The sequence below is a fragment of the Halorhodospira neutriphila genome (assembly GCF_016584055.1).
Classification (GTDB): Bacteria; Pseudomonadota; Gammaproteobacteria; order Nitrococcales; family Halorhodospiraceae; genus Halorhodospira; species Halorhodospira neutriphila.
In genome coordinates, this window is the sequence record NZ_NRSH01000009.1 from 1 (window position 1) to 22,128 (window position 22,128).

Genomic DNA, 22,128 nt, shown 5'->3' on the forward strand with positions numbered 1-22,128 from the left:
GCGCACCTCGGGGGCGCGGCCCTGCTGGGCGATATGGGCGAGGAGGGTGGGGTCGCGGGCGCGCTCGAGCTCGCGGCGGACGGTCTCGGTGTCCGTGTCGCCGATGAGGAGCTGGCGGTAGCGCACGGCCGCGGCCGTGCGGACCCGCTGATCGGGGTCCTTGCCGAGGTAGCCCCGCAGGGTGGGGAGGTCGGTCAGCCGCTTGACGGCGGCCTCGCGGACCTGGGGGGCGCGGTCCTGGGCGAGGGACTGGAGGGTGGCGGCGTCCGCGGGATCGGTGGGCCTGAGGCCCATCGCGGCGCGGCGCCGTACGGCCGGATCGGGGTGGCGCCACCGGGCTGTGAAGAGACCGGCAAGACGCTTCCAATCGGCCATAGGCGCCGCGCCGCCGGGCTCCTAGAGCTGCTCGGTGAGCCGCAGCAGCCGCCGCTCGTGGCGCAGGCCCAGCAGCAGGCTGATGCAGATCAGCAGCAGGATCACCGTGAACGGCAGCCCCGTGCTGATGGCGCCGGCCTGCAGGGCGTTCAGGGCGGCGTCGCCGCCGACGAAGAGCAGCGTCCCGGCGATCAGCCCCTCCATGGCCACCCAGTAGACGCGCTGCGCCTCAGGGGCGTCGAGCTTGCCGCCGGCGGTGATGCTGTCGATGACCAGCGAGCCCGAGTCCGAGGAGGTCACGAAGAAGACCAGCACCAGGACGATGGCCACGCTCGCGGTGATCAGCGGCAGCGGCAGGTTCTCGAGCATGTGGAACAGCGCCAGCGACTCGTCGGAGCCGAGCCCGTTGGCCAGCTGGCCGATGCCGTTCTTGACCTGCTCCAGGCCGAGCCCGCCGAAGGCCGCCATCCAGGCGACGGTCACCAGCGTCGGCACGATCAGCACCGCCGTCATGAACTCACGCACCGTCCGGCCCCGGGAGACGCGGGCGATGAACATCCCCACGAAGGGCGACCAGGAGATCCACCAGGCCCAATAGAAGGAGGTCCACCCCTCGAGGAAGGTGTTGTCCTCGCGGCCGACGGGGTTGCTCAGGGGCAGGAAGTCGGTGACGTAGGTCGAGGCCGTGGTGTAGAGGGAGTTGGCGAAGGTGATGGCGCCGCCGGCGATGATGACGAAGAGCATCAGCAGCCCGGCGATGCTGATGTTGACGTTGCTGAGCAGCTTGACGCCGCCGTCGATGCCGCGCAGCACCGAGACCAGGGCGGCGATGGTCACGCCGAGGATGATGGCCACCTGGGTGCCCAGGGTGTCCGGGACGGCGGGGAAGACGTAGCTCAGCCCGCTCGCGGCCTGCTGCGCCCCCAGCCCCAGCGAGGTGGCCAGGCCGAAGATGGTCGCCAGCACGGCCACGGTGTCGATGACGTGGCCGGTCACCCCCCAGACCCGCTCGCCGAGCAGCGGGTAGAAGACCGAGCGCACCGTCAGCGGCAGGCCCTTGTTGAAGCTGAAGAAGGCCAGGGCGAGCGCCATGACGCCGTAGATGGCCCACGGGTGCAGGCCCCAGTGGTACATCGTGGCGCCCACGGCCGCCTTCGCCGCCTCCGGCGTGCCGGGCTCGACGTTGAAGGGGGTGCCGTACCAGTCCGTGAAGTAGGCCACCGGCTCGGCCACCGCCCAGAACATCAGCCCGATGCCCATGCCGGCGGCGAAGAGCATGGCGAACCACGACATCCGCGAGAAGTCGGGCACGGCGTCCTGGCCGCCGATGCGGATCCGGCCCAGCGGCAGGAAGATCAGCGCCAGGCAGAAGAGGACGAAGACGTTCCCGGCGGTGAGGAAGAACCAGTCGAAGTTGCTGGTGGCCCAGGTACGGGCGCCGTCGAGGGCGGTCTGGGCGACGTCCGTGAAGACCAGCGTGCCGATGAGGAAGGCGAGGATGAGGATGGAGCTGGTGATAAAGACCGGGTTGTGGAGGTCCAGCCCCATGGCGGTGATATTCTGCTCACCGATCTCGTGCTCAGTCTCGTAGTCGCGCTGGAGCTTCTCGAGCTCTTTCTGGATCTCTTTCTGCGATTGGCTCACTACTAGGCTCCTTAGTGGCTAAGCAGAGTACGCCCTGGGAATCGGGATGCGGCAGTGCGTCACGCCAGGGATGCCAAGAGCATCCCAGAGGCCGGGAGTGGCGTCAAATCCCCGGGGAGCGGAGCCGATTTCCGGCGGGAGGGCAGGCCCTCACCGCCGAGCCGGCGGTGAGGTGCAGAGGGAGGATCGAGGGCGTGCCGGGCGGTGGGGCGCGGAGTCAGTCCAGCGTGGTGATCATCCCGCTCGGCGAGCTCTTCTTCAGCTGCTCGCGGGCGTGGCGCTGCATCTCGCCGCTGCTCGGGCACCACTCGCCGGCGGCCTTGTCCCACTCCCGGGCCTTGGCGGCGTCCCGCGGCACGCCCCAGCCGTGCTGGCACATGGCCGCCAGGTTGGTCATGGCCTCCTTGTGGCCCTGCTCAGCGGCCGCCTGGAACCACTTGGCCGCCTTGGCGTAGTCCCGCGCCACGCCCTTGCCCTGCTGGTACATCAGGCCCAGGTTGTACTGCGCCTCCGGCAGCTGCTGCTCGGCGGCGGCGCGGTAGTGCGCCATCGCCTGGCCGTAGTCCCGGGTGACGCCGTAGCCGAGGTCGTACATCACCCCGAGGTTGTACTGCGCCTCCCGGTGCCCCTCGTCGGCGAGGGCGCCGAAGCCCTCTTGCGCCTGCTCGTAGCGCTCCGCCTCGAGGGCCTGGATGGCCTCCTCGAAGGCCGCGCTCGCCTCCGGATCCTGCTGTGCGTACGCCGTGCCGCCGGCTACCGCCAGGCAGAGCGCGATGAGCCACACCCCGCGCCGGGCGGGGCTGGCAAGCCGTGCTGGACTCATGGGATCTCTCCTCCTCAAGAAGCGGCATCCTCGCCCTGGAGTGTAGCGGAGGAGAAGCCCCCAAGGCGGTCGGCGAGGGGCGCGAAGGCCCCTCGCCGGGGCTGGCGGAGCGGGCTACTCCAGCGAGGTGATGACTGCGCTGGGGCTGCTGACCTGGAGCTCCTCGAGGGCGTGGCGCCGGGTGGCCTCGCTGGGGTCCCAGGCGCCGGCGCGGCGGTACCAGTCCCGCGCCCGGGCCGCATCCCGCGGGACACCGAGGCCGCGCTCGTAGAGGGCGGCGAGGTTGGTCATCGCCGGCTCGTGCCCCTGCTCGGCCGCCGCCCGGAACCACTCCGCGGCCGCCGAGCGGTCCTGGGGCACGCCCTGGCCCTCCTGGTACATCAGCCCGAGGTTGTACTGCGCCTCGGGGACCTGCCGCTCGGCGGCCGCCCGGTAGTGCTCGAGCGCCCGGGCGTAGTCCTCGGTCACGCCGTGGCCCTGCTCGTAGAGGACACCGAGGTTGTAGTGCGACTCGGGGTGCGCCTCCTCCGCCAGGGCGGAGAAGCGCTCGCGGGCCTCGCCGTAGCGCCCGGCCTCGAAGGCCCCCACCGCCTGCTGGAAGAGGGGGGCGGGGCTCTCGCTGCCGTGGGCTGTCCCGAGGGGAGCCGCGAGGCACAGGGCCAGACCGACGGCCCGCAGTACTGCGGCGTCGCGCCGTGCTCTCATGCTCACCTCCTCCTTCAGTGGGTGAAGGCGACGGGAGAGTGATAGGGCAGGGCGCCGATCCGGGACCGGGCGGGGCGTGGTCGCTCCGTGACGACCCCGCCCGCCCGGAGCGGCGCGGTCAGGGCCGTGCGCAAGCTCCCTTTGCAAAGCCCTTACTACAAAACCTAGTAGAGGAGCGCCGCTGATCAAGGCAGCGTTTGTTGATGGCCGGATAGCCGCTGTTGATGTGAGGCGCTGGGACGGCCTTATGGCGGGGTGGGGAAAGGTGGGGGGCACAAAAAGGGCGCGGCCAAAGACCGCGCCCTGGAGGTGGCTACTCCTGCCTCGCGGGGGTGCGGGCTAGAAGTAGTAGTCCACGGTGAGGTTGACGACCTCCCTCGTCTCGTCTTCCAGCCCCATGACCGGATCCTTCTCCTCGGTCAGGTTGGAGACGAGGACCTCGGTGTAGATCCAGCCCGGGCCGTAGTTGTACCGGGTACCCACGACGGCGTCCATGGTGTCGTCGGTGCCGAGGTCTTCATCGGGCATGCGCATGTTCCAGTCGACGTAGTTATACCAGTTGCCGGCCTGGTAGCCGCCGCTGATCGCGACAATCTGGCCTTGCCCTCGTGTGCTGTAAGCCGCCTCATCAGTTATGGGGCGCTCACCGGGATCGGAAACATCCCTCTCGGCGTCGTCAGCCAGGTCGCTGGGGTCGCCCTGGTCGTAGTGGACGACCTTGGTGTTCAGGTCGAAGGCCCCGTAGCTCCCCTCGGTGTAGAGGGCGGCGGCGTAGTGGGTCTCCGTCGCGTCGGTGTCGTCCTGATCGACGAGCTGGCCGACCTGGGCCGAGAGGGCGTAGCGGGTGTTGCCCGCGGTGTAGCCCCAGTCACCCACCAGGGTGTTGATCTTGCGGTAGGTGTTGTTCCGCTGGCTGCCAGCAAGGGTGTTGTCACTGTCCTGATTGTCGTCGTCGTAGGCAAAGTTAGTGCCCCAGTGGCCGAGGGTGCCGTCGTCCTGGGAGGTGGTGTCGTCGCCCCAGTTCTGGCTCTTGACGAGCATGTAGCTGGCGTCCATCGGCCCGGAGGAGTCGCTGTCGAGGCGCAGGCCGACGTTCATCTGATCCTCGAGCCCGGAGAGCATGCGCGCGCCGGGCCAGAAGTTGAAGGTCTTCCAGCCGAAGGGCACCGCCGTCTTGCCGAGGGTCATGGTCCACTGCTCGTTGAGCTCGCGGCCGACGGCCAGCTCCTTGAAGCCCCACTCGCGGTCGTCGCCGCTGAAGCTCTGGAAGCTGCCGGAGCCGATGCGCAGCTCGGCGTCGAAGAACCAGACGCTGTCCTCGGGGTGGTGGTTGACGTAGATGTTGAAGGAGGGGTAGTCCACCTCGCCGAGGGTGTCCTGGTCGGCCTCGCTGTCGTTGTCGTAGGTGTAGTTGAACCACGTCCCGAAGCTGACCGAGTCCTCCAGCGCCGCCATCACCGAGGACATCGGTGCCGCCAGGGCGAGCGCTGCGCCTGTCGTGACAATCCGCTTGGTGTGCTTTTGCATTCTCGCTAGGCCCTCTCTCTATCGTTATCGTCTCTTACGTGGCATGGAGGCTATCTCAAGGCCCCAAGCTTAAGGGTCCAGCCCTGCGAGGGCTGGACCCCTTCCCGGAACGAGGCCGGTGGCCTTAGTTACGGGCGCACTGCACCCACTCGTCGACCAGGTCGGACTCGTCCTCAAGGAACTGCTGGATCGCGTCCTCGGTGGACTCCTCGCGGCCGAGGTACATGTACTTGTTCAACGTCTCGATGTCGACGTTGATGCAGCCGGCCAGCTTGGCGATCTGCGGGAAGTCCTCCTTGAAGCCCTGCCGCGCCATGGCGTGGATGGACTCGGCGCCGCCGAGGGTGCCCTTGGGGTCCTCGAGGTACTTGAGGTCGTAGGCGCCGAACTTCCAGTGCGGGCTCCAGCCGGTGACGACGATGGGGTTGCCGCGGCTCACCGCGCGGTCGAGCGCGGCGGTCATGGCCGCACCGCTGGCCTCGATGAGGTTGTAGTCGAGCTCGTAGTCCTCGATGGCCTGGTGCGAGAGGCGGGTGATGCCGGCGCCCGGATCGATGCCCTGGATCTGGCCGCGGAGCTCGTCCTGCCACTTCTCCTTCTTGAGGTCCTCGATGGACTGCAGGCCGTTGTTGTAGGTCTGCTCGGGGACGATCCAGCCGAGCTTGGCACCGCCGTAGAGGACGCCGAGGTCGACGATCTCGTCGCCGTACTCGTCGATGTAGTCCTCGTGGGTGACCGGCTGCCAGGAGTCGAGGATCAGGTCGATGTCGCCGTTGGCGAGGCCGGTGTACTGCGGGGCCGCGCCGGTCTGGATGAGCTCGACCTCGGTGTCGAAGTTCTCGGTGATGACGTCCTCGGCGAGCTTGGTCATAAACTCGGCGTCGGCCCAGGCGACCCAGCCGACACGGAGCTCGTCGGCGGCCTGGGCGGAGCTCACCGCGCCGACGGTCAGCGTCGCGACGGCGCTCGCGGTAATGAGCTTGCGGTTCATGGTCACACTCCTCTTTTGCTTCGTTTTAGGCCCCGCGCTCGAAGGGGCGCGGGGCCGTGGCAAAGGCGGTTAGGCGGCGCTCTTGTCGCCGGCCTGGCGGCCCCGGAAGAACCACTGCAGCAGGCCCCAGCCGCTGCCCTGGCCGCGGCGGCGCTGCCCGAAGCTCTGGCTGATGCGGTCGAGCAGGATGGCGAGGAAGACCACGGCGAGGCCGCCCTCGAAGCCGAGGCCCACCTGCAGCCGCTGGATGCCGGTGAGCACCGTGGCGCCGAGGCCGCCGGCGCCGATCATCGAGGCGATGACCACCATGGACAGGGCGAGCATGATGGTCTGGTTGATCCCCTGCATGATCGACGGGGCGGCGAGGGGCAGCTGGATCTTGAACAGCAGCTGCCGCGGCGTGCAGCCGAAGGCCTGCCCGGCCTCGACGTGCTCCTGGCTGACCTGGCGGATGCCGAGGTTGGTCAGGCGCACCGCCGGCGGCATGGCGAAGATCAGGGTGGCGATGGCGCCGGGGACGGTGCCGAGGCCGAAGAAGATCGCCGCCGGGATGAGGTAGACAAACGGCGGCATGGTCTGCATCAGGTCGAGGATGGGGCGGACCACCATCTCGACCCGGTTGCTGCGCGACATGGCCACGCCGATGGGCAGGCCGATGATCAGCGCGGCGATGCTCGAGGCCACCACCAGCGACAGGGTGCGGATGGTCTCCGGCCAGAGCTCCATGCTGAAGATCAGGCCCACGGCGACGGCGGCGAAGAGCGCGAAGCGCCAGCCGACGCGCCAGAGGCCGGCCACGACCACCAGCAGGGCGAGCATCCACGGCGGGGAGAACCACAGCAGCGCCTTGGCCGCCTCCGAGAAGAAGCCCAGGCTGAACACCGCCGCGGCGGCCACCAGGGCGATGCCGCCGGCCTTGCGCCCGAGCTTGAGCCACGCGCCCAGGATCACGAACACCGCCGTGATCCACAGGGGGTACAGGAGGGCGGCCTCGGTGACGTCGACCAGCGCCCGGATGGTCGCCTCGATGCCGACGAGCAGCGGCTCGAGGTTGGCGCTGATCCAGTCGACCAGCGACTCGATCCAGTCGCCGATGGTGATGCGCTCGAGGACCTGCTCGTTGACCCAGCTGCGCAGCTGGTCGAGCGGCCCGAGCGCCTGTTGCTCCGATCCTTCTTCTTGCATGTCGGTGCCTTACGCCTGTTGGGTGCGGTCCAGGGTGAGAAGCAGGGTGCTCTGCGAGATGGTGCCGCTGTAGCGGCCCTCCTCGTCGACGACCACCAGCGGATACTCGCTCTCGGCGGCCATGCCGAGCACGTCCGAGATGGAGGTATCCGCCGCGACGGTCCGCACGCCCTCGAGGAAGGCGTCGGGGTAGTCGCCGCCCGGCGACTGGCGGATGGCCCGGGTGAGGCTCTCCGCCGAGACGAGCCCCTGGAAGCGGCGATTGCGGTCGATGATGACGCCGATATCGCCGGCGTAGTTCTGGATGCGGCCGAGCGCCGAGCGCAGGTCCATGCCGGGGCGCTGGATGACGGTGACCCGGCGGCGGTCGGCGATGTCGCCGGCGGAGTAGACCTGGCTGACGTCGACGCCGTAGAAGAAGGAGCGCACGTACTCGTTGGCCGGGTTGGAGACGATCTCCTCGGGCGTGCCGATCTGCACCACGGAGCCGCCCTCCATGATGGCGATGCGGTCGCCGATGCGCATGGCCTCGTCGAGGTCGTGGGAGATGAAGACGACGGTGCGGCTGTGCTCCTGCTGCAGGCGCAGCAGCTCGTCCTGCATCTCGGTGCGGATGAGCGGGTCGAGCGCCGAGAAGGCCTCGTCCATGAGCAGGATGGTCGGGTCGGTGGCCAGCGCGCGGGCGAGGCCGACGCGCTGCTTCATGCCGCCGGAGAGCTCATCCGGGTAGCTGTCGGCGTTGGGCGCCAGGCCCACGGCCTCGAGGGCCCGCAAGGCCTTCTCGCGCTGCTCGGCGGCGCTGTGGCCGGAGACGTCCAGCCCGAAGGCGGCGTTCTCGGCGACGGTCTTGTGCGGCAGCAGGGCGAAGGACTGGAAGACCATGGACATGTCCTGGCGCCGCATGGCGATGAGCTCGGACTGGCTCATCTGCGTGATGTCCTGGCCGTCGAGGTAGACGTGCCCGTAGCTCGGCTCGATGAGGCGGTTGAGCATCCGCACCATGGTCGACTTGCCCGAGCCGGACAGCCCCATGATGACGAAGACCTCGCCCTCCTGGACGCTGAAGCTCGCCTCGCGGACGCCGACGGTGTTGCCGGTGCGGGCAAAGATCTCGTTCTTGTCGTAGCCTTGCCGGAGCAGCTCCATGGCCCGCTCCGGCTTGGGGCCGAATATCTTATAGAGATCCTCTACGACGAGTTTTTCGGTCATGCTGATCCGTTGGTTTGAATGGAGGCGTGGCGCTGTCTCGCCAAGGGAGCGGGCTCCCTGGGAGCGATCGTGAGAGCGCGCCGCGCGGCGCCCTCTACGGACGGCGGCCGCACATGCGCGGGGAGCCCATCAAGCATTTCAAGACTGCCATAAAAGCTAAATTGAACATGAACAGGCACGGCAGCGCAAGCTAGGCGGGGGTAGCCGTGCCGATTCTGTGACGGCTATCATAGTTTGCTTAAGGCTCGTTGGCGGCAGCGGTCGTTGCGTCCGCTGGGCGAGTCATTTAGCCTACTGTTTCTGAAGGCGCACTGAGTGCGCCCTGATCAGGAGAGGTGGCCGAGCGGTCGAAGGCGCACGCCTGGAAAGCGTGTGTACCGAAAGGTACCGAGGGTTCGAATCCCTCCCTCTCCGCCAGGCGATGGTGGCCGCGCCGGCCCCCCCGCGACGATACGCTGTGAACCCCGTCAGGCCCGGAAGGGAGCAGCGGCAGCAGCGCGCATCGGGCGCCGGGGTGTGGCTGGTGCCGGCCGCCTCCATCCATCCGGAGCCGCCGTCGGCATGACCTACCAAGCCCTCGCGCGAAAGTGGCGGCCCCGCCGCTTCGATGAGGTAGCGGGCCAGGAGCACGTCCTGCGCGCGCTGGCCAACGCCCTCGCCGACGGCCGCCTCCACCACGCCTACCTGTTCAGCGGCACCCGCGGCGTCGGCAAGACCACCGTGGCGCGCATCCTCGCCAAGTGCCTCAACTGCGAGCAGGGTGTCGGCGCCGAGCCGTGCGGCGCCTGCAGCAGCTGCCGCGAGCTCGACGAGGGGCGCTTCGTCGACCTCATCGAGGTCGACGCCGCCTCGCGGACCAAGGTCGAGGATACCCGCGAGCTCCTCGACAACGTCCAGTACGCCCCGACCCGCGGGCGCTACAAGATCTACCTCGTCGACGAGGTCCACATGCTCTCCAGCCACAGCTTCAACGCCCTGTTGAAGACGCTGGAGGAGCCGCCGGAGCACGTGAAGTTCCTGCTCGCCACCACGGACCCGCAGCGCCTGCCGGCGACGGTCCTCTCGCGCTGCCTGCAGTTCCACCTGCGGCGGCTGCCGAGCCCGCTGATCCGCGACCGGCTGCTGGCCCTCGCCGCCGAGGAGGGCGTGGCGGTGGAGGAGGGCGCCGCCGCCCGGCTCGCCCGCGCCGCCGAGGGGAGCCTGCGCGACGCCCTGAGCCTGCTCGACCAGGCGCTGGCCTTCGGCGGCGGGGCCGCCCGGGACGGCGAGGTGGCGGCGATGCTCGGCGCCGTCGAGCGCCGCCACACCCTGGAGCTCCTCGCGGCGCTGGGCGAGGGCGACGGCGAGGCCCTCGTGGCCACCGCCCGACACATGGCGGAGGGCGCCGTGGACTTCGACGAGGCCCTCGCCGAGCTGGTGGCCACCATCCACACCCTGGCCCTGGCGCAGCGGGTGCCGGGGGCGATCGGCGACGACGAGCCGGAGCGCGAGCGGCTCCTGGCGCTCGCCGAGGCCATCGGCGCCGAGGACCTGCAGCTCTACTACCAGATCGGTCTCAACGCGCGGCGGGACCTCCCCTACGCCCCGGATCCGGCCACCGGCTTCGAGATGGCGCTGCTGCGCATGCTCGCCTTCCGGCCCGCGGAGGCGCCGCCGCGCCCTGCCGAGCCCGCCCCGGCCGAGGTGGCCCCCGCCGGAGCGGCGCCTGGCGGGACCGCCGGCGGCGGTGCGCAGCCCTCGGGTACCCCGGCGCCGGCCGAGGGTGGCGGAGGCCAGGGCGGCGCCGAGGCGGGCGCCGGGGGCGCCGACGAGTGGGGGCGGCTCGTCGCCTCCCTCGACGGGGCCGTCTACGCCCTGGCGAGCCACTGCGAGTGGCTTCGGCGCGAGGGGCAGCGTGTTATCCTGCGACTGGACGAGGGGCACGCCTACCTGCTCAGCGACGAGCGCCGCCAGCGGCTCCAGGCGGCGCTGGCCGAGCGCCTCGGCGAGGCGCTGGAGCTGCGCATCGAGCGCGGGGAGGCGAGCCGCACGCCGGCGGCGCAGGCCCGGGAGCGCCAGCGCCAGGCCCAGGCCCAGGCCGAGCAGGCCCTGGCCGACGACCCGGCGCTGCAGCAGATCTGCGACACCTTCGATGGCCGGCTCCACGGCGTGCGGCCGGCCGACGACGAGACACCGTAGAGCATGAGGTAAGAGGCGATGAAGGGCGGACTCGGCAACATGATGAAGCAGGCGCAGAAGCTGCAGGAAGACATGCAGAAGGCGCAGGAGGAGATCGCCGCCATGGAGGTCACCGGCGAGGCCGGGGCCGGCATGGTCAAGGTGCAGATGAGCGGGCGCAACGAGGTGCGCAAGGTCGACATCGACGCCTCGCTGTTCGAGGACGACCGGGAGATGGTCGAGGACCTGGTCGCCGCCGCGGTCAACGACGCCGTGCAGAAGATCCGCCGCGAGAGCGAGGAGCGCATGTCGAGCATGGCCGAGGGCATGGGGCTGCCGGCGGGGATGAAGCTGCCGTTCTGAGCCCGCCGCCTCGCGAGGCCTAGCGCGTGAGCAGCGCCCTCTCCCCCCAGCTCGATGAGCTCGTCGAGGCCTTGCGCCGGCTCCCCGGCGTCGGCGCCAAGACGGGCCAGCGCATGGCCCTCCACCTCCTGCAGCGCGACCGCGACGGCGCTCGCCGGCTGGCCGCGGCGCTGACCCGCGCCGCGGACACCGTCGGCGAGTGCCCCGAGTGCGGCCTGCTCACCGAGCAGCCGCGGTGCGGCATCTGCGCCAGCGCCGAGCGGGAGCGCTCGCTGCTGTGCCTCGTCGAGAGCACCGCCGACGTCGCCGCCCTGGAGCAGGCCACCGACTACCGGGGGCGCTACTTCGTCCTCGGCGGCCACCTCTCGCCGCTCGACGGCATCGGCCCCGAGGAGCTCGGGCTCGACCGCCTCGAGCGGCGCCTCGACAGCGGCGAGATCAGCGAGATCATCCTGGCCACCAACCCCACCGTCGAGGGCGAGGCCACGGCCCACTACGTCTCCGAGATGGCCGCCGCCCGCGGCGTGCGCACCACCCGGATCGCCCACGGCGTGCCCATGGGCGGGGCCCTGGAGCAGGTCGACCAGGGCACGCTCTCCCACGCCTTCATGGGGCGACGCGACTACGAGGGCTGATCGGCCCTCGCGGAGTTTCACAGGAGGAGGCCCGCCTATGAGCGACAGCGAGTGCATCTTCTGCAAGATCGCCGCCGGCGAGATCGACGCGCAGATCGTCCACAGCGACGAGGACGTGGTCGCCTTCCGCGACCTGCACCCCCAGGCGCCGACCCACATCCTGGTCATCCCGCGCCGGCACATCCCCACCCTGGAGGACCTGACGCTCGGCGACGGCGAGCTGCTCGCCAAGATGTTCACGGTCGCCCGCGAGCAGGCCCAGGCCGAGGGGATCGCCGAGCGGGGGTACCGGACCGTCTTCAACTGCCGCGGCGACGGCGGCCAGGAGATCTACCACCTGCACCTGCACCTGCTCGGCGGCCGGTCGATGCAGTGGCCGCCGGGCTGAGCGCAGGCCCGCTCCCCTGCGGCGCGGGCAGGCCGGGCAGTCCGGGCGGCCCGGCCTGCCGACGCCGCCCCGCCTAGGCCTCGTCGAGGCAGGCGCCGCCGAGGGCGCAGAGGCGCCGGAACTGCCGGAAGGCGGGCTCGTCGAGGGTGTTGTCGAGCCGGTGGCGGTCGGCGTAGATCAGCCCGTGGGGCTGATCGCCGGCGAAGACCGAGGCGAGGAAGAACGAGCGCCCGTGGGCGATGGCGTGGAGGCTGCGCGGGGCGCGGGCCCGGAGGCGCTCGTAGCGCTGCGGCGTCACCCACACCGCCGCCGGCTTGGCCATGAGCTCCTCGAGCAGGGAGGGCCGGGAGAGGTCGACCCGGAAGCGGTGGAAGAGGGGATCGCCGGCGGCGCCGAGGACGAGCCGCGCGGCGAGCGTCTCGCGGTCCGGGCGGATCCGGGCGTAGAGGGCGCGGCTCAGGCCGAGGCCGTCGTAGAGGCCGGTCAGCACGAGGTTCATGGCCAGGTCCGCCGTGCTGGCGCGCTCCTGGCGGAGCTGGACCCGCTCGCGCGAGCGCCGGTAGTCGCGCTGCTCGAGCTCCTGGGTGACGCGGCGCAGGATGGGCGGCCGGGGCGCGAGGCAGACACCGCCCTGCGGGCTCCCGTCGGAGAGGTAGCGGGTGTCCTCGCCCTCCGCCGGCGGCTCCTCCTCGCCGTGGAGCAGCGGGGCGAAGGTGACCGGCCTCCAGGGCAGGAGCCCGGCGGCCTCGCGGGCGCCGGCGGTCACCTCGGCGGCGGTGCCCTCCGCATCGAGCTCGAGCAGCTCGCCGAGATCCTCGAGCAGGGCGCCCATCTCCGGGTGGCGCCACCCCTGGCGGGCGAGGGCCGCCAGGCGCGCCGCCAGGCCCACGGCCCAGCTGCGCGGCGAGCGGCTATCGGCGGCGGCGAGGGTCTCGCTGGACTCGGAGACCAGGCCGGGCAGCGCCCACTGCTGCGCCAGGGCGAGGTTGAGCTCGCCGAGGGAGAAGCCGAGGGTGACGTACTCCGCCTCCGAGGCGTAGGCGGGCTCCGGCGCCATCTCGTGGATGGTGCGCATCACGGCGCCGTGGTCGTGGATCCACATCACCAGCTCGGCGGTGTGGCGCAGCATCGCCGCCGTATAGACCTCGTTGGGGAGCAGGTCGGCGAGCTGCCAGGCCCAGCGCCGCGCCTGGCAGGCGGCGTGGATGGCCCGCTCGCAGGTGAACAGGTACCCGCGGTAGTTGGTCCGGTCGAGGGCCTGGGCCGCCTCCGGCAGCCCCGCGGCGACCTCCGCGACGCCGCGGGTGCCGCTGAGGATGACCGCCTCCTCCATGCTGTGGATGGCGCTGTCGAGGTGGCGCGGCGCGGCGGTGTTGACGTGGTGGATCATGCCGAGCACCAGCGCCGGGTCGGCGTAGATCTGGGCGGCCAGCTCCCGCGGGGCGAGCCCTAGGTCGAGGGTGTGGCGCGGGATCCGCGGCAGCTGGAGCGAGGCGAGGTCCGTCACCCAGTCCGCGAGCCGGCGCTGGTGCTGCTGTATCGTCATGTGGCCATTGTAGGCGTGCGCCCCAGGCGGCGGAAGCGCATAGCCTCCTTACGGATTGTAGCTGATCGGTTAGACTGGAGCCCGCGCTTGCCGAGCGCGCTCCCGTAAGAAGCCCGGATAGGCGGTACGATGCTGTTCCTGATCGGCGTGGCCACTGCGTTCGTCTCCGTGATCCTCGGCTATACGCTGCACGGCGGACACCTGCTCATCCTCTGGCAGCCCACCGAGTACCTGATCATCTTCGGCGCCGCGGCCGGCGCCTTCCTCATCGGTACCCCCTCCAAGGTCGTGCGCCGGGCGATCTCGACGATCCCCAAGGTCCCCGGCGGGGCGCCGTACACCCGCGAGCACTACATGGACCTGCTCGCGCTGCTCTACGAGATCTTCCAGCGCACCCAGCGCGACGGGCTGCTCTCCATCGAGGACGACGTCGACAACCCCCAGGAGAGCGAGCTCTTCAAGGCCTATCCGCGGATCCTCAACGACCACGTCGCCCTCGAGTTCATCTGCGACTACCTGCGGCTGATGGTCGGCGGCAACATGAACCCCTTCGAGGTGGAGAACCTCATGGACGTCGAGATCGAGGCCCACCACAAGGAGGCGGAGATGCCGGCCTCGGCGGTGACCCGGATCGCCGACGCCATGCCCGGCTTCGGCATCATCGCCGCGCTGCTCGGCGTGGTCATCGCCCTCGGCTCCCTGGACAAGGACGTCATGACCATCGGCCACAAGGTCTCCGCGGCGCTGGTCGGCACCTTCACCGGCATCTTCGCCGGCTACGCCTTCGTGGGCCCCCTCGGCCAGGCCATGGAGCACCGGGCGCAGGAGCAGACCAAGTTCCTCGAGACCATCAAGCTGACCCTGCTCGCCGTGCTCAACGGCTACAAGCCGGTGGTTGCCGTGGAGTTCGGCCGCAAGGCGATGTTCGAGGCGGAGCGGCCAAGCTTCTTCGAGCTCGAGGAGCACGTCAAGAACGCCGCGCAGCGGCAGAAGGAATAGGGGCGGCGGGGCGCTTCCGCGATGGTCGACGAGAACAAGACCCGCCCGATTGTCATCAAGCGGGTCAAGAAGGGCGGTGGCGAGCACCACGGCGGCTCCTGGAAGATCGCCTTCGCCGACTTCATGACGGCGATGTTCGCCATCTTCCTCGTCCTCTGGCTGCTGCTCGCCCTCGACGAGCAGCAGCGCGCCGGCATCGGGCAGTACTTCCGCAACCCGGCGGCCTTCGAGGAGAAGATGAACAGCTCCGAGGTCATCGACTTCGAGGGCCAGAAGAGCCAGCCGATCGACTTCGAGGGGCTGCCGGTGGGCCGCGAGGGCTGGGTCAGCAGCGAGGAGATGGAGCAGCTCGCCGCGCAGTTCCGCCGCGCCATCCGGAATACGCCGGGGCTCGACGAGTACCGCGAGCAGATCCGCATGGATATCACCGACGACGGGCTGCGCGTCCAGCTCGTCGACCAGGACGAGCAGCCGCTGTTCGAGCTCGGCAGCGCGGCGCTGCCGGCGCACACCGAGCGGATCCTGCGCGAGCTCGCCGAGGCCCTGCAGGGCGTCCCCAACACGCTCTCCATCGCCGGGCACACCGACGCGCGCTCCTTCGCGGACCAGGACTACGACAACTGGTCCCTGTCCACCGACCGGGCCAACGCCGCGCGGCGGACGCTGCGCGAGGCCGGCATCCCCAGCAAGCGCATCGGCCAGGTCGTCGGCTACGCCGACACGGTGCCCTACAACCCGGACGACCCCCGCGCGGCCGTCAACCGCCGGATCTCCGTCGTGCTGCTGACCCCCGAGGCCGCCCAGGGGATCGCCGAGCGGGAGGTGCAGGGCCCCTCCCAGCAGGGGATCGGCCCAGGCAGCGGGGCGGGCCAGGGCGGCGGGATCCTGCCCGAGGGCGAGGGGCGCCAGCTCCTGACCCCCGAGGAGCGCAACCTCCGCGAGCGCCCACGCCCGGACGAAGGCCCCTCGCAGGGCAGCACGGGAGACGCCTCGGCGGGGCCGTCCCCCGCCGAGCAGCCCGGCCAGGGCGGGGCGGACGGCGAGCCGGCGGACCGGGAGCCGCGGCAGCTGCTCGAGCCCGATGAGCGCCAGCGCCCCGAGCCGCAGACCTGGTAGGGCGCCGAGAGCTGTTAGACTGGGGATTTGTCGAATTCGCTTGCGGAGCCTGTATGGCCTTTTCGGAATGGAATCTTATCTGGATCGATCTCGAGATGACCGGGCTCGATCCCAAGCGCGACCGCATCCTGGAGATGGCGGCGATCGTCACCGACAGCAACCTCGACGTCGTCGCCGAGGGGCCGGTGATCGCCGTCCACCAGGAGCCGGCGGTGCTCGACGGCATGGACGAGTGGAACACCCGCCAGCACGGCGGCTCCGGCCTGCTCGAGCGGGTGCGGGCGAGCCGCGTCGACGAGGCCGAGGCGGAGCGGATGATGCTCGAGTTCCTCGGCCAGCACGTCCCGGAGCGCACCTCCCCGATGTGCGGCAACAGCATCTGCCAGGACCGGCGCTTCCTCGCCGAGTGGATGCCGCGGCTCGAGGCGCACTTCCACTACCGCCACATCGACGTCAGCACCCTCAAGGAGCTGACCCGGCGCTGGGCGCCGGAGGTGGCCGAGGGGGTGCGCAAGTCGGGCCGCCACCTGGCCATGGACGATATCCGCGACTCCATCGCCGAGCTGCGCCACTACCGGCGGGAGTTCCTGCGCCTGCCGATGTAGCGCCCGGCCCCGGAGCGTGAGGAGGTAGGGATGCCTGCGATCATCACCCCCGAGGAGCTCCAGCGCCGCAGCGCGGCGGGAGGCCCGCTGCTCGTGGACCTCGGCGACGAGGCGCGCCACCGCCAGGCGCACCTCCCGGGCGCCGTCCACCTGCCCTTCGCTGCCCTGAACCGCGCCGAGCCGCCGGCCTCGGGGCTCGTCCCGGACGAGGCGGCGCTCGCCGAGGCGCTCGGCGGCGTCGGCATCGACGACGGCGTCGAGGTGGTCGCCTACGACAGCGAGGGCGGGGGGCGGGCCAGCCGGCTGCTGTGGACGCTGGACCTGCTCGGCCACCCCCGCCACGCCCTGCTCAACGGCGGCCTGCACGCCTGGCTCGAGGCCGAGGGGGCCACCGAGTCCGGCGCCGTGGCGCCGCAGCCGCGGGACTACCCGGCCCGGCTGCGCTGCCCGGAGTACCTCGCCGAGCGGCAGTGGCTCCTCGAGCGCCTCGACGACCCCGGCGTGGTCCTGATCGACGCCCGCTCCCAGGCGGAGTACACGGGCGAGGACGTCCGGGCCCAGCGCGGCGGGCACATCCCCGGGGCGGTGCACCTCGACTGGCGTGCGCTCATGGACGCCGACGGGGCGCCGGCGCTGCGCCCGGAGGCGCAGCTGCGCGAGCTGCTCGAGGCGCGCGGCGTCACCCCGGAGCACGAGGTGGTCGTCCACTGCCAGACCCACCACCGCTCGTCGCTGACCTACGTGGTGCTCCGCCACCTCGGCTTCCCCCGGGTGCGCGGCTACGCCGGCTCGTGGTCGGAGTGGGGCAACGACCCGGCGCTGCCCGTCCGCGCGGGGGAGGCGCCCTAGGGGCGGCGCCCCCCGGGAGGGGCCCGCGCGCCGCGGGCGAAAAAAAGGGCGCGCCGCGAAGCGGCGCGCCCTCGGGAGCGGCCCGGCGAGGGGCTCGCCGGCTACTGCTCCTGGCCCGCCAGGTAGAGCCACGTCTCCACGACGGTATCCGGGTTGAGGGAGACGCTCTCGATCCCCTCGTCCATGAGCCAGCGGGCGAGCTCGGGGTAGTCCGAGGGCCCCTGGCCGCAGATCCCGACGTACTTGCCGTGGCGCCGGCAGGCCTGGATGGCCATGGAGAGCAGGCGCTTGACGGCCTCGTTGCGCTCGTCGAAGAGCTCGGCGATGACCCCGGAGTCGCGGTCCAATCCCAGGGTGAGCTGGGTGAGGTCGTTGGAGCCGATGGAGAAGCCGTCGAAGTGCTCCAGGAACTCGTCGGCGAGCACGGCGTTGGACGGCAGCTCGCACATCATCATGACCTTGAGGCCGTTCTTGCCGCGCTCGAGGCCGTTGGCGGCGAGCAGGTCGACGACCTGGCGGCCCTCGTCGACGGTGCGCACGAAGGGCACCATGATCCAGACGTTGTCCAGGCCCATCTCGTCGCGGACCTTGCGCAGGGCCCGGCACTCGAGCTTGAAGCAGTCCTGGAAGTGCGGCGCGATGTAGCGCGAGGCGCCGCGGAAGCCGATCATCGGGTTCTCCTCGCGGGGCTCGTACTTCTCGCCGCCGATGAGGTTGGCGTACTCGTTGGACTTGAAGTCCGACAGGCGCACGATCACCGGCTTGGGGTGGAAGGCGGCGCCGAGCATGGACACGCCCTCGGCGAGCTTGTCCACGTAGAACTCCTCGGGATTGACGTAGCCGGCCGTCTGCGAGCGGATGACGCGCTTGACCGACTCCTCCTGCTGGTCGAACTCGAGCAGCGCCTTGGGGTGGATGCCGATCATGCGGTTGATGATGAACTCCACCCGCGCCAGGCCGACGCCGGCGTTGGGCAGGAACTGGAAGTCGAAGGCCCGGTCCGGGTTGCCGACGTTCATCATGATCTTGAACGGCAGCTCCGGCATGTCGGCCAGGGAGACCTCGCGGACCTCGTACTCCTGCTGGCCCTCGTAGACGTAGCCGGTGTCGCCCTCGGCGCAGGAGACGGTCGCCTCGATGCCGTCGGCGATGGTCTCGGTGGCGTTGCCGCAGCCGACGATGGCCGGGATGCCGAGCTCGCGGGCGATGATCGCCGCGTGGCAGGTCCGGCCGCCGCGGTTGGTGACGATGGCGGCGGCGCGCTTCATGATCGGCTCCCAGTCGGGGTCGGTCATGTCGGTGACGAGCACGTCGCCGTTCTCGACGCGGTTGATCTCGCCGACGTCCTGGACGACCCGGACCTTGCCGGCGCCGATGCGCTGGCCGATGGCCCGGCCCTCGGCCAGGACCTGGCCGCGGTCCTTGAGGTGGTAGCGCTCCAGGGTCTGGCCGCCGTCGCGGCTCTTCACCGTCTCCGGGCGGGCCTGGAGGATGTAGAGCTGGCCGTCCTCGCCGTCCTTGCCCCACTCGATGTCCATGGGGCGGCCGTAGTGCTGCTCGATGGTCACCGCCTGCCGGGCGAGGTCCTCGATGTCGGCGTCGGAGACGCAGAAGCGCATCCGCTCGGCCTCGGGCACGTCGACGGTCTCCACCGTCTTGCCGTGGGCCGTGTCGCCGGAGTAGATCATCTTGATCGCCTTGCCGCCGAGGTTGCGCCGCAGGATCGCCGGGCGCCCGGCCTCGAGGGTCGGCTTGTGGACGTAGAACTCGTCCGGGTTGACCGCGCCCTGGACCACCGTCTCGCCGAGGCCCCAGGAGGCGGTGATGAACACCGCGTCGCGGAAGCCGGACTCGGTGTCCATGGTGAACATCACGCCGGAGGCGCCGACGTCGGAGCGGACCATCCGCTGGATGCCGGCGGAGAGGGCGACCTGCTCGTGGTCGAAGCCGTGGTGGACGCGGTAGGCGATGGCGCGGTCGGTGAACAGCGAGGCGAAGACGTGGTGGACGGCCTCGCGGATGCCCTCGAGCCCGCGGACGTTGAGGAAGGTCTCCTGCTGCCCGGCGAAGGAGGCGTCGGGCAGGTCCTCGGCCGTGGCCGAGGAGCGCACGGCGAAGGACGCCTCGCCGGGGACCTGGGCCTCGAGCTTCTCGTAGCTGGTGCGGATGGCCTCGTCGAGGCGCTCGGGGAAGGGGGCGTCGAGCACCATCTGGCGGACGCGGGCGCCGACCTCGGCGAGCTGCTCGACGTCGTCGACGTCGAGCCCCTCGAGGGCCTCGCGGATCCGGGCGCGCAGCCCGCTCTCGTCGAGGAAGTCCCAGTAGGCCCGGGCCGTCGTGGCGAAGCCGCCCGGCACCCGTACGCCGGCGTTGGCGAGGTTGCTGATCATCTCGCCGAGCGAGGCGTTCTTGCCCCCGACCCGGTCGACGTCGCCCATGCCGAGGGCGTCGAACTCCACTACATACTCTTGCAAGGTCTTGCTCCCCTGAAGCGTCACATGACCGTGTCTCGGGCCCGCCGTGCCGCGGCCGGCGTGTTGGTCTACCATGGCGCCGACCACGGGCTACAATAGGACCGCTTGCCGATGAGCAATGTGCGCAGGGTCTTCTTCGTCTCGGATCGCACCGGGATTACCGCCGAGGCCCTGGGTCACTCACTGCTGACCCAGTTCGCGGTGGCCACCGAGCAGGTGACGATCCCCTTCATCGACTCGGTGGAGCGCGCGCAGGCGGCGCTGCGCCGGATCCACACGGCGGCGGCGGAGGATGACTGCCGTCCTATCGTCTTCTCCACGATTATCGATCCGGAGATCCTCGCCGTCCTGCGCCATAGCGAGGGGCTCGTCCTCTTCGATTTCTTCGACACCTTCATCGGGCCGCTCGAGCGCGAGCTGAAGGTGCCGTCAAGCCATGTCATCGGCCGTTCACACGGAATCGCGGATGATAGCACATACGATGTGCGTATCGATGCGATAAACTTTACCCTCAACCACGACGACGGCGCCACGCTCCGCCACTACAGCCGCGCCGACGTGATCCTCGTCGGGGTCTCGCGCAGCGGCAAGACGCCGTCCTCGCTCTACCTCGCCCTGCAGTTCGGCATCTACGTGGCCAACTACCCGCTGACCGACGAGGACCTCACCGGGCTGCGCCTGCCGCGGGTGCTCGAGCAGCAGCGCGACAAGCTCTTCGGGCTGACCATCGACCCCGACCGGCTCCACTCCATCCGCAGCGAGCGCCGGCCCAACAGCCACTACGCCGAGCTGCGCCAGTGCGAGTACGAGGTCGCCCGCGCCGAGAGCATGTTCCGCCGCGAGGGGATCCCCTACCTGGATATCACGACGATGTCCATCGAGGAGATCGCCTCGACGCTGATCCACCAGCGCGGGCTCGTCCGCCGGGTCTACTAGCGCAAAGCGTGTTATCCTTCCGCGCATGATCGGTGCAGCCCGCCAACGAGTCGCCCTGGACGCGGTGCCGCGCAGCTTCGCGGCGCTCATGGAGCTCTACGAGATCAACTACATCTACATGCGCCGGCTCGCCCCGGAGCTGGCGAGCGCCGCCGCCGACCGGGAAGTCTCGGTCTCCCGCGACGGCGTGGCCCTGCGCCTCGAGGTGCTCGAGCGCAGCCGCTACACCACCACGGTGCTCCTGACCCACCGCTTCGAGGCCGAGCAGGGGGTGGAGTCGGTTCCCGATCTGACCGTGCGCGTCTACCACGACGCCCGCACCGCCGAGGCCCTCTACGCCCAGGACCGCCAGGTGCGCAACAGCGCCGCCGGGCTGGCCGAGCGCTGGGCGGCCAACCGCTTCCTCAACCGCTGGCTGCGCTTCACCCTCGGCGAGGGGCACGTCTTCCCGGCCAATGGCGAGACGCGGCCGGACGCTCCTTGACCGATGGCGGGTGCACCGCTATATATCAGAGGGAAAGCCTCTTCGGTTGTAAGGAATCGGTTATGCGCCTGTCGACGAAAGGCCGCTACGCGGTCACCGCAATGATGGATCTGGCCCTGCAGTCCGACCAAGGGCCGGTCACCCTCGCCGAGATCTCCGGCACGCAAGGGATCTCGCTCTCCTACCTCGAGCAGCTCTTCGCCCGGATGCGCCGCGCGGGACTGGTCGTCGGCGTCCGCGGCCCCGGCGGCGGCTACCGCCTGGCCAAGGCCGCCAACGAGATCAGCATCGCGCAGGTCATCAGCGCCGTGGACGAGAACGTCGATACCACCCGCTGCAAGGGCGACGAGGACTGCGAGGAGGGGGAGCGCTGCCTCACCCACGAGCTGTGGGCCGACCTGAGCTGCCAGATCTACGACTTCCTCGACGGGATCACCCTGGAGCAGCTCGCCGGCGACCCGAGCGTCCGCGCGGCGGCGCAGCAGCAGGTCCAGCCGTCGGCCTCCAGCGGCGACGACCGCTCCTCCTCGGTCGCCTAGGCCTTGGCAGGGCGGCGAGCGGGTCGGGTCCGCGAGGGAAGGACGTAGGCGCGTATGCCCCAGGTCCTGGTGGTCCGCCACGCCATCGCTGAGGAGGCCGCCGACGCCCCGGGCGGGACCGACGCCGCCCGCCGCCTCACCGGGCAGGGGCAGGCGCGCATGCGCGAGGCCGCCCTGGGGCTGCGCCACGTGCTGGCGCGGCTGCCGGTGATCGGCTACAGCCCCCTGGTGCGGGCCGCCGAGACCGCCGCCATCCTCGACGCCGTCTACCCGGAGGCCTCGGCCCGGCGCGAGGTCGCGGCCCTGGCGCCGGGCGGGGACGGCGAGGCGCTCTTCGACTGGGTGCGCAGCGAGGCGGCGGCCGGGGCCGAGGCAGTGGCCCTGGTGGGCCACGAGCCCGACCTGGGGCAGTGGTGCGGGCTGGCGCTGTGCGGCGAGCCGCACCCGGCGGTGCACTTCAAGAAGGCCGGCGCCTGCCTGCTCGAGCTCCCCGAGGCCGTCGCGCCGGGGCGGGCGCGGCTGCTCGGCCACTTCCCCCCGCGCATCCTGCGCGCGCTGGCAACGGTAGCGAAGTAGGC

General features: G+C 70.7%; 22 protein-coding genes, 1 tRNA gene and 1 other RNA gene. 14 read left to right on the forward strand and 10 right to left on the reverse strand.

What is annotated here, in order from left to right; translation table 11 throughout:
- From CKO13_RS01805 to proV, 8 genes are all read right to left on the reverse strand, one after another.
- Positions 1 to 375: HEAT repeat domain-containing protein (locus tag CKO13_RS01805; protein WP_274600643.1), on the reverse strand; the 375-nt coding region annotated here is incomplete at its 3' end.
- Positions 376 to 396: 21 nt separating this feature from the next.
- Complete coding sequence (locus tag CKO13_RS01810) at positions 397 to 2,019, reverse strand: BCCT family transporter (protein WP_200256239.1); 1,623 nt, start codon at positions 2,017 to 2,019, stop codon at positions 397 to 399.
- Between the two features lie 217 nt (positions 2,020 to 2,236).
- Positions 2,237 to 2,842 carry a tetratricopeptide repeat protein gene (locus tag CKO13_RS01815; protein ID WP_200256240.1) on the reverse strand — a complete coding sequence of 202 codons (606 nt, stop codon included), beginning with the start codon at positions 2,840 to 2,842 and terminating at the stop codon, positions 2,237 to 2,239.
- A gap of 114 nt (positions 2,843 to 2,956) precedes the next feature.
- The gene (locus tag CKO13_RS01820) at positions 2,957 to 3,547 is read right to left on the reverse strand and encodes a tetratricopeptide repeat protein (protein ID WP_200256242.1); all 591 of its coding nucleotides are present in this window, start codon (positions 3,545 to 3,547) and stop codon (positions 2,957 to 2,959) included.
- A gap of 339 nt (positions 3,548 to 3,886) precedes the next feature.
- On the reverse strand, positions 3,887 to 5,074 hold the full coding sequence (locus CKO13_RS01825) for a hypothetical protein (RefSeq protein ID WP_200256244.1): 1,188 nt from the start codon (positions 5,072 to 5,074) through the stop codon (positions 3,887 to 3,889).
- A 124-nt stretch (positions 5,075 to 5,198) separates the two neighbouring features.
- On the reverse strand, positions 5,199 to 6,065 hold the full coding sequence (locus CKO13_RS01830; protein ID WP_200256246.1) for a glycine betaine ABC transporter substrate-binding protein: 867 nt from the start codon (positions 6,063 to 6,065) through the stop codon (positions 5,199 to 5,201).
- 69 nt (positions 6,066 to 6,134) lie between these two features.
- Complete coding sequence (locus CKO13_RS01835) at positions 6,135 to 7,250, reverse strand: ABC transporter permease (RefSeq protein WP_200256248.1); 1,116 nt, start codon at positions 7,248 to 7,250, stop codon at positions 6,135 to 6,137.
- A 9-nt stretch (positions 7,251 to 7,259) separates the two neighbouring features.
- The gene (gene proV / locus CKO13_RS01840; RefSeq protein ID WP_200256250.1) at positions 7,260 to 8,459 is read right to left on the reverse strand and encodes a glycine betaine/L-proline ABC transporter ATP-binding protein ProV; all 1,200 of its coding nucleotides are present in this window, start codon (positions 8,457 to 8,459) and stop codon (positions 7,260 to 7,262) included.
- Between the two features lie 329 nt (positions 8,460 to 8,788).
- Between proV and CKO13_RS01845 the strand changes: the two genes are divergently transcribed.
- The 6 genes from CKO13_RS01845 to CKO13_RS01870 all read left to right on the forward strand — a co-directional run bounded on the left by CKO13_RS01845 (position 8,789) and on the right by CKO13_RS01870 (position 12,002).
- Positions 8,789 to 8,876: transfer RNA gene (locus CKO13_RS01845), tRNA-Ser, on the forward strand.
- A 14-nt stretch (positions 8,877 to 8,890) separates the two neighbouring features.
- Positions 8,891 to 8,988, forward strand: an RNA gene (gene ffs / locus CKO13_RS01850) — signal recognition particle sRNA small type.
- 32 nt (positions 8,989 to 9,020) lie between these two features.
- Positions 9,021 to 10,637 carry a DNA polymerase III subunit gamma/tau gene (gene dnaX / locus CKO13_RS01855; protein WP_200256252.1) on the forward strand — a complete coding sequence of 539 codons (1,617 nt, stop codon included), beginning with the start codon at positions 9,021 to 9,023 and terminating at the stop codon, positions 10,635 to 10,637.
- An 18-nt stretch (positions 10,638 to 10,655) separates the two neighbouring features.
- Positions 10,656 to 10,979 carry a YbaB/EbfC family nucleoid-associated protein gene (locus CKO13_RS01860; RefSeq protein WP_200256254.1) on the forward strand — a complete coding sequence of 108 codons (324 nt, stop codon included), beginning with the start codon at positions 10,656 to 10,658 and terminating at the stop codon, positions 10,977 to 10,979.
- Between the two features lie 26 nt (positions 10,980 to 11,005).
- Positions 11,006 to 11,614, forward strand: a complete 609-nt coding sequence (recR, locus tag CKO13_RS01865; protein ID WP_200256256.1) for a recombination mediator RecR — start codon at positions 11,006 to 11,008, stop codon at positions 11,612 to 11,614.
- Between the two features lie 37 nt (positions 11,615 to 11,651).
- Positions 11,652 to 12,002, forward strand: coding sequence for a histidine triad nucleotide-binding protein (locus CKO13_RS01870; RefSeq protein ID WP_200256258.1), 351 nt, complete (start codon positions 11,652 to 11,654; stop codon positions 12,000 to 12,002).
- 73 nt (positions 12,003 to 12,075) lie between these two features.
- Here the strand turns inward: CKO13_RS01870 and CKO13_RS01875 are convergent, their stop codons facing one another.
- The gene (locus tag CKO13_RS01875; RefSeq protein WP_200256260.1) at positions 12,076 to 13,548 is read right to left on the reverse strand and encodes an HDOD domain-containing protein; all 1,473 of its coding nucleotides are present in this window, start codon (positions 13,546 to 13,548) and stop codon (positions 12,076 to 12,078) included.
- A 129-nt stretch (positions 13,549 to 13,677) separates the two neighbouring features.
- Here CKO13_RS01875 and motA point away from each other — a divergent pair, with 129 nt between their 5' ends.
- Genes motA through CKO13_RS01895 form a run of 4 tightly spaced genes read left to right on the forward strand, consistent with a single transcriptional unit; the run spans position 13,678 to position 17,117 of the window.
- Complete coding sequence (gene motA, locus CKO13_RS01880; RefSeq protein ID WP_200256261.1) at positions 13,678 to 14,547, forward strand: flagellar motor stator protein MotA; 870 nt, start codon at positions 13,678 to 13,680, stop codon at positions 14,545 to 14,547.
- Positions 14,548 to 14,568: 21 nt separating this feature from the next.
- On the forward strand, positions 14,569 to 15,663 hold the full coding sequence (locus CKO13_RS01885; protein ID WP_200256262.1) for a flagellar motor protein MotB: 1,095 nt from the start codon (positions 14,569 to 14,571) through the stop codon (positions 15,661 to 15,663).
- A gap of 53 nt (positions 15,664 to 15,716) precedes the next feature.
- On the forward strand, positions 15,717 to 16,268 hold the full coding sequence (gene orn / locus CKO13_RS01890; RefSeq protein WP_200256263.1) for an oligoribonuclease: 552 nt from the start codon (positions 15,717 to 15,719) through the stop codon (positions 16,266 to 16,268).
- 30 nt (positions 16,269 to 16,298) lie between these two features.
- A complete protein-coding gene (locus tag CKO13_RS01895; protein ID WP_200256264.1) occupies positions 16,299 to 17,117 on the forward strand; it encodes a sulfurtransferase in 819 nt (272 codons plus the stop codon).
- Positions 17,118 to 17,218: 101 nt separating this feature from the next.
- Here CKO13_RS01895 and ppsA read toward each other — a convergent pair whose 3' ends face one another.
- Entirely contained in the window at positions 17,219 to 19,591 is a 2,373-nt protein-coding gene (gene ppsA / locus CKO13_RS01900; RefSeq protein WP_200256265.1) for a phosphoenolpyruvate synthase, read from the reverse strand.
- Positions 19,592 to 19,702: 111 nt separating this feature from the next.
- Between ppsA and ppsR the strand changes: the two genes are divergently transcribed.
- The 4 genes from ppsR to CKO13_RS01920 all read left to right on the forward strand — a co-directional run bounded on the left by ppsR (position 19,703) and on the right by CKO13_RS01920 (position 22,126).
- Complete coding sequence (gene ppsR / locus CKO13_RS01905; protein ID WP_200256266.1) at positions 19,703 to 20,527, forward strand: posphoenolpyruvate synthetase regulatory kinase/phosphorylase PpsR; 825 nt, start codon at positions 19,703 to 19,705, stop codon at positions 20,525 to 20,527.
- A 25-nt stretch (positions 20,528 to 20,552) separates the two neighbouring features.
- Positions 20,553 to 21,011 carry a DUF1249 domain-containing protein gene (locus CKO13_RS01910; protein ID WP_200256268.1) on the forward strand — a complete coding sequence of 153 codons (459 nt, stop codon included), beginning with the start codon at positions 20,553 to 20,555 and terminating at the stop codon, positions 21,009 to 21,011.
- 62 nt (positions 21,012 to 21,073) lie between these two features.
- Complete coding sequence (locus CKO13_RS01915) at positions 21,074 to 21,550, forward strand: Rrf2 family transcriptional regulator (RefSeq protein ID WP_200256270.1); 477 nt, start codon at positions 21,074 to 21,076, stop codon at positions 21,548 to 21,550.
- Between the two features lie 54 nt (positions 21,551 to 21,604).
- Positions 21,605 to 22,126, forward strand: coding sequence for a SixA phosphatase family protein (locus CKO13_RS01920; RefSeq protein WP_200256272.1), 522 nt, complete (start codon positions 21,605 to 21,607; stop codon positions 22,124 to 22,126).
- Positions 22,127 to 22,128 lie beyond the last annotated feature (2 nt).

What these genes read in the sequence shown, in the direction of transcription:
- CKO13_RS01815 (WP_200256240.1), bottom strand. Translation starts at nt 2,842, where the DNA reads ATGAGTCCAGCACGGCTTGCCAGCCCCGCCCGGCGCGGGGTGTGGCTC.
- CKO13_RS01820 (WP_200256242.1), bottom strand. Translation starts at nt 3,547, where the DNA reads ATGAGAGCACGGCGCGACGCCGCAGTACTGCGGGCCGTCGGTCTGGCC.
- CKO13_RS01825 (WP_200256244.1), bottom strand. Translation starts at nt 5,074, where the DNA reads ATGCAAAAGCACACCAAGCGGATTGTCACGACAGGCGCAGCGCTCGCC.
- CKO13_RS01830 (WP_200256246.1), bottom strand. Translation starts at nt 6,065, where the DNA reads ATGAACCGCAAGCTCATTACCGCGAGCGCCGTCGCGACGCTGACCGTC.
- CKO13_RS01835 (WP_200256248.1), bottom strand. Translation starts at nt 7,250, where the DNA reads ATGCAAGAAGAAGGATCGGAGCAACAGGCGCTCGGGCCGCTCGACCAG.
- proV (WP_200256250.1), bottom strand. Translation starts at nt 8,459, where the DNA reads ATGACCGAAAAACTCGTCGTAGAGGATCTCTATAAGATATTCGGCCCC.
- dnaX (WP_200256252.1), top strand. Translation starts at nt 9,021, where the DNA reads ATGACCTACCAAGCCCTCGCGCGAAAGTGGCGGCCCCGCCGCTTCGAT.
- CKO13_RS01860 (WP_200256254.1), top strand. Translation starts at nt 10,656, where the DNA reads ATGAAGGGCGGACTCGGCAACATGATGAAGCAGGCGCAGAAGCTGCAG.
- CKO13_RS01870 (WP_200256258.1), top strand. Translation starts at nt 11,652, where the DNA reads ATGAGCGACAGCGAGTGCATCTTCTGCAAGATCGCCGCCGGCGAGATC.
- CKO13_RS01875 (WP_200256260.1), bottom strand. Translation starts at nt 13,548, where the DNA reads ATGACGATACAGCAGCACCAGCGCCGGCTCGCGGACTGGGTGACGGAC.
- motA (WP_200256261.1), top strand. Translation starts at nt 13,678, where the DNA reads ATGCTGTTCCTGATCGGCGTGGCCACTGCGTTCGTCTCCGTGATCCTC.
- CKO13_RS01885 (WP_200256262.1), top strand. Translation starts at nt 14,569, where the DNA reads ATGGTCGACGAGAACAAGACCCGCCCGATTGTCATCAAGCGGGTCAAG.
- orn (WP_200256263.1), top strand. Translation starts at nt 15,717, where the DNA reads ATGGCCTTTTCGGAATGGAATCTTATCTGGATCGATCTCGAGATGACC.
- CKO13_RS01895 (WP_200256264.1), top strand. Translation starts at nt 16,299, where the DNA reads ATGCCTGCGATCATCACCCCCGAGGAGCTCCAGCGCCGCAGCGCGGCG.
- ppsR (WP_200256266.1), top strand. Translation starts at nt 19,703, where the DNA reads ATGAGCAATGTGCGCAGGGTCTTCTTCGTCTCGGATCGCACCGGGATT.
- CKO13_RS01910 (WP_200256268.1), top strand. Translation starts at nt 20,553, where the DNA reads ATGATCGGTGCAGCCCGCCAACGAGTCGCCCTGGACGCGGTGCCGCGC.
- CKO13_RS01915 (WP_200256270.1), top strand. Translation starts at nt 21,074, where the DNA reads ATGCGCCTGTCGACGAAAGGCCGCTACGCGGTCACCGCAATGATGGAT.
- CKO13_RS01920 (WP_200256272.1), top strand. Translation starts at nt 21,605, where the DNA reads ATGCCCCAGGTCCTGGTGGTCCGCCACGCCATCGCTGAGGAGGCCGCC.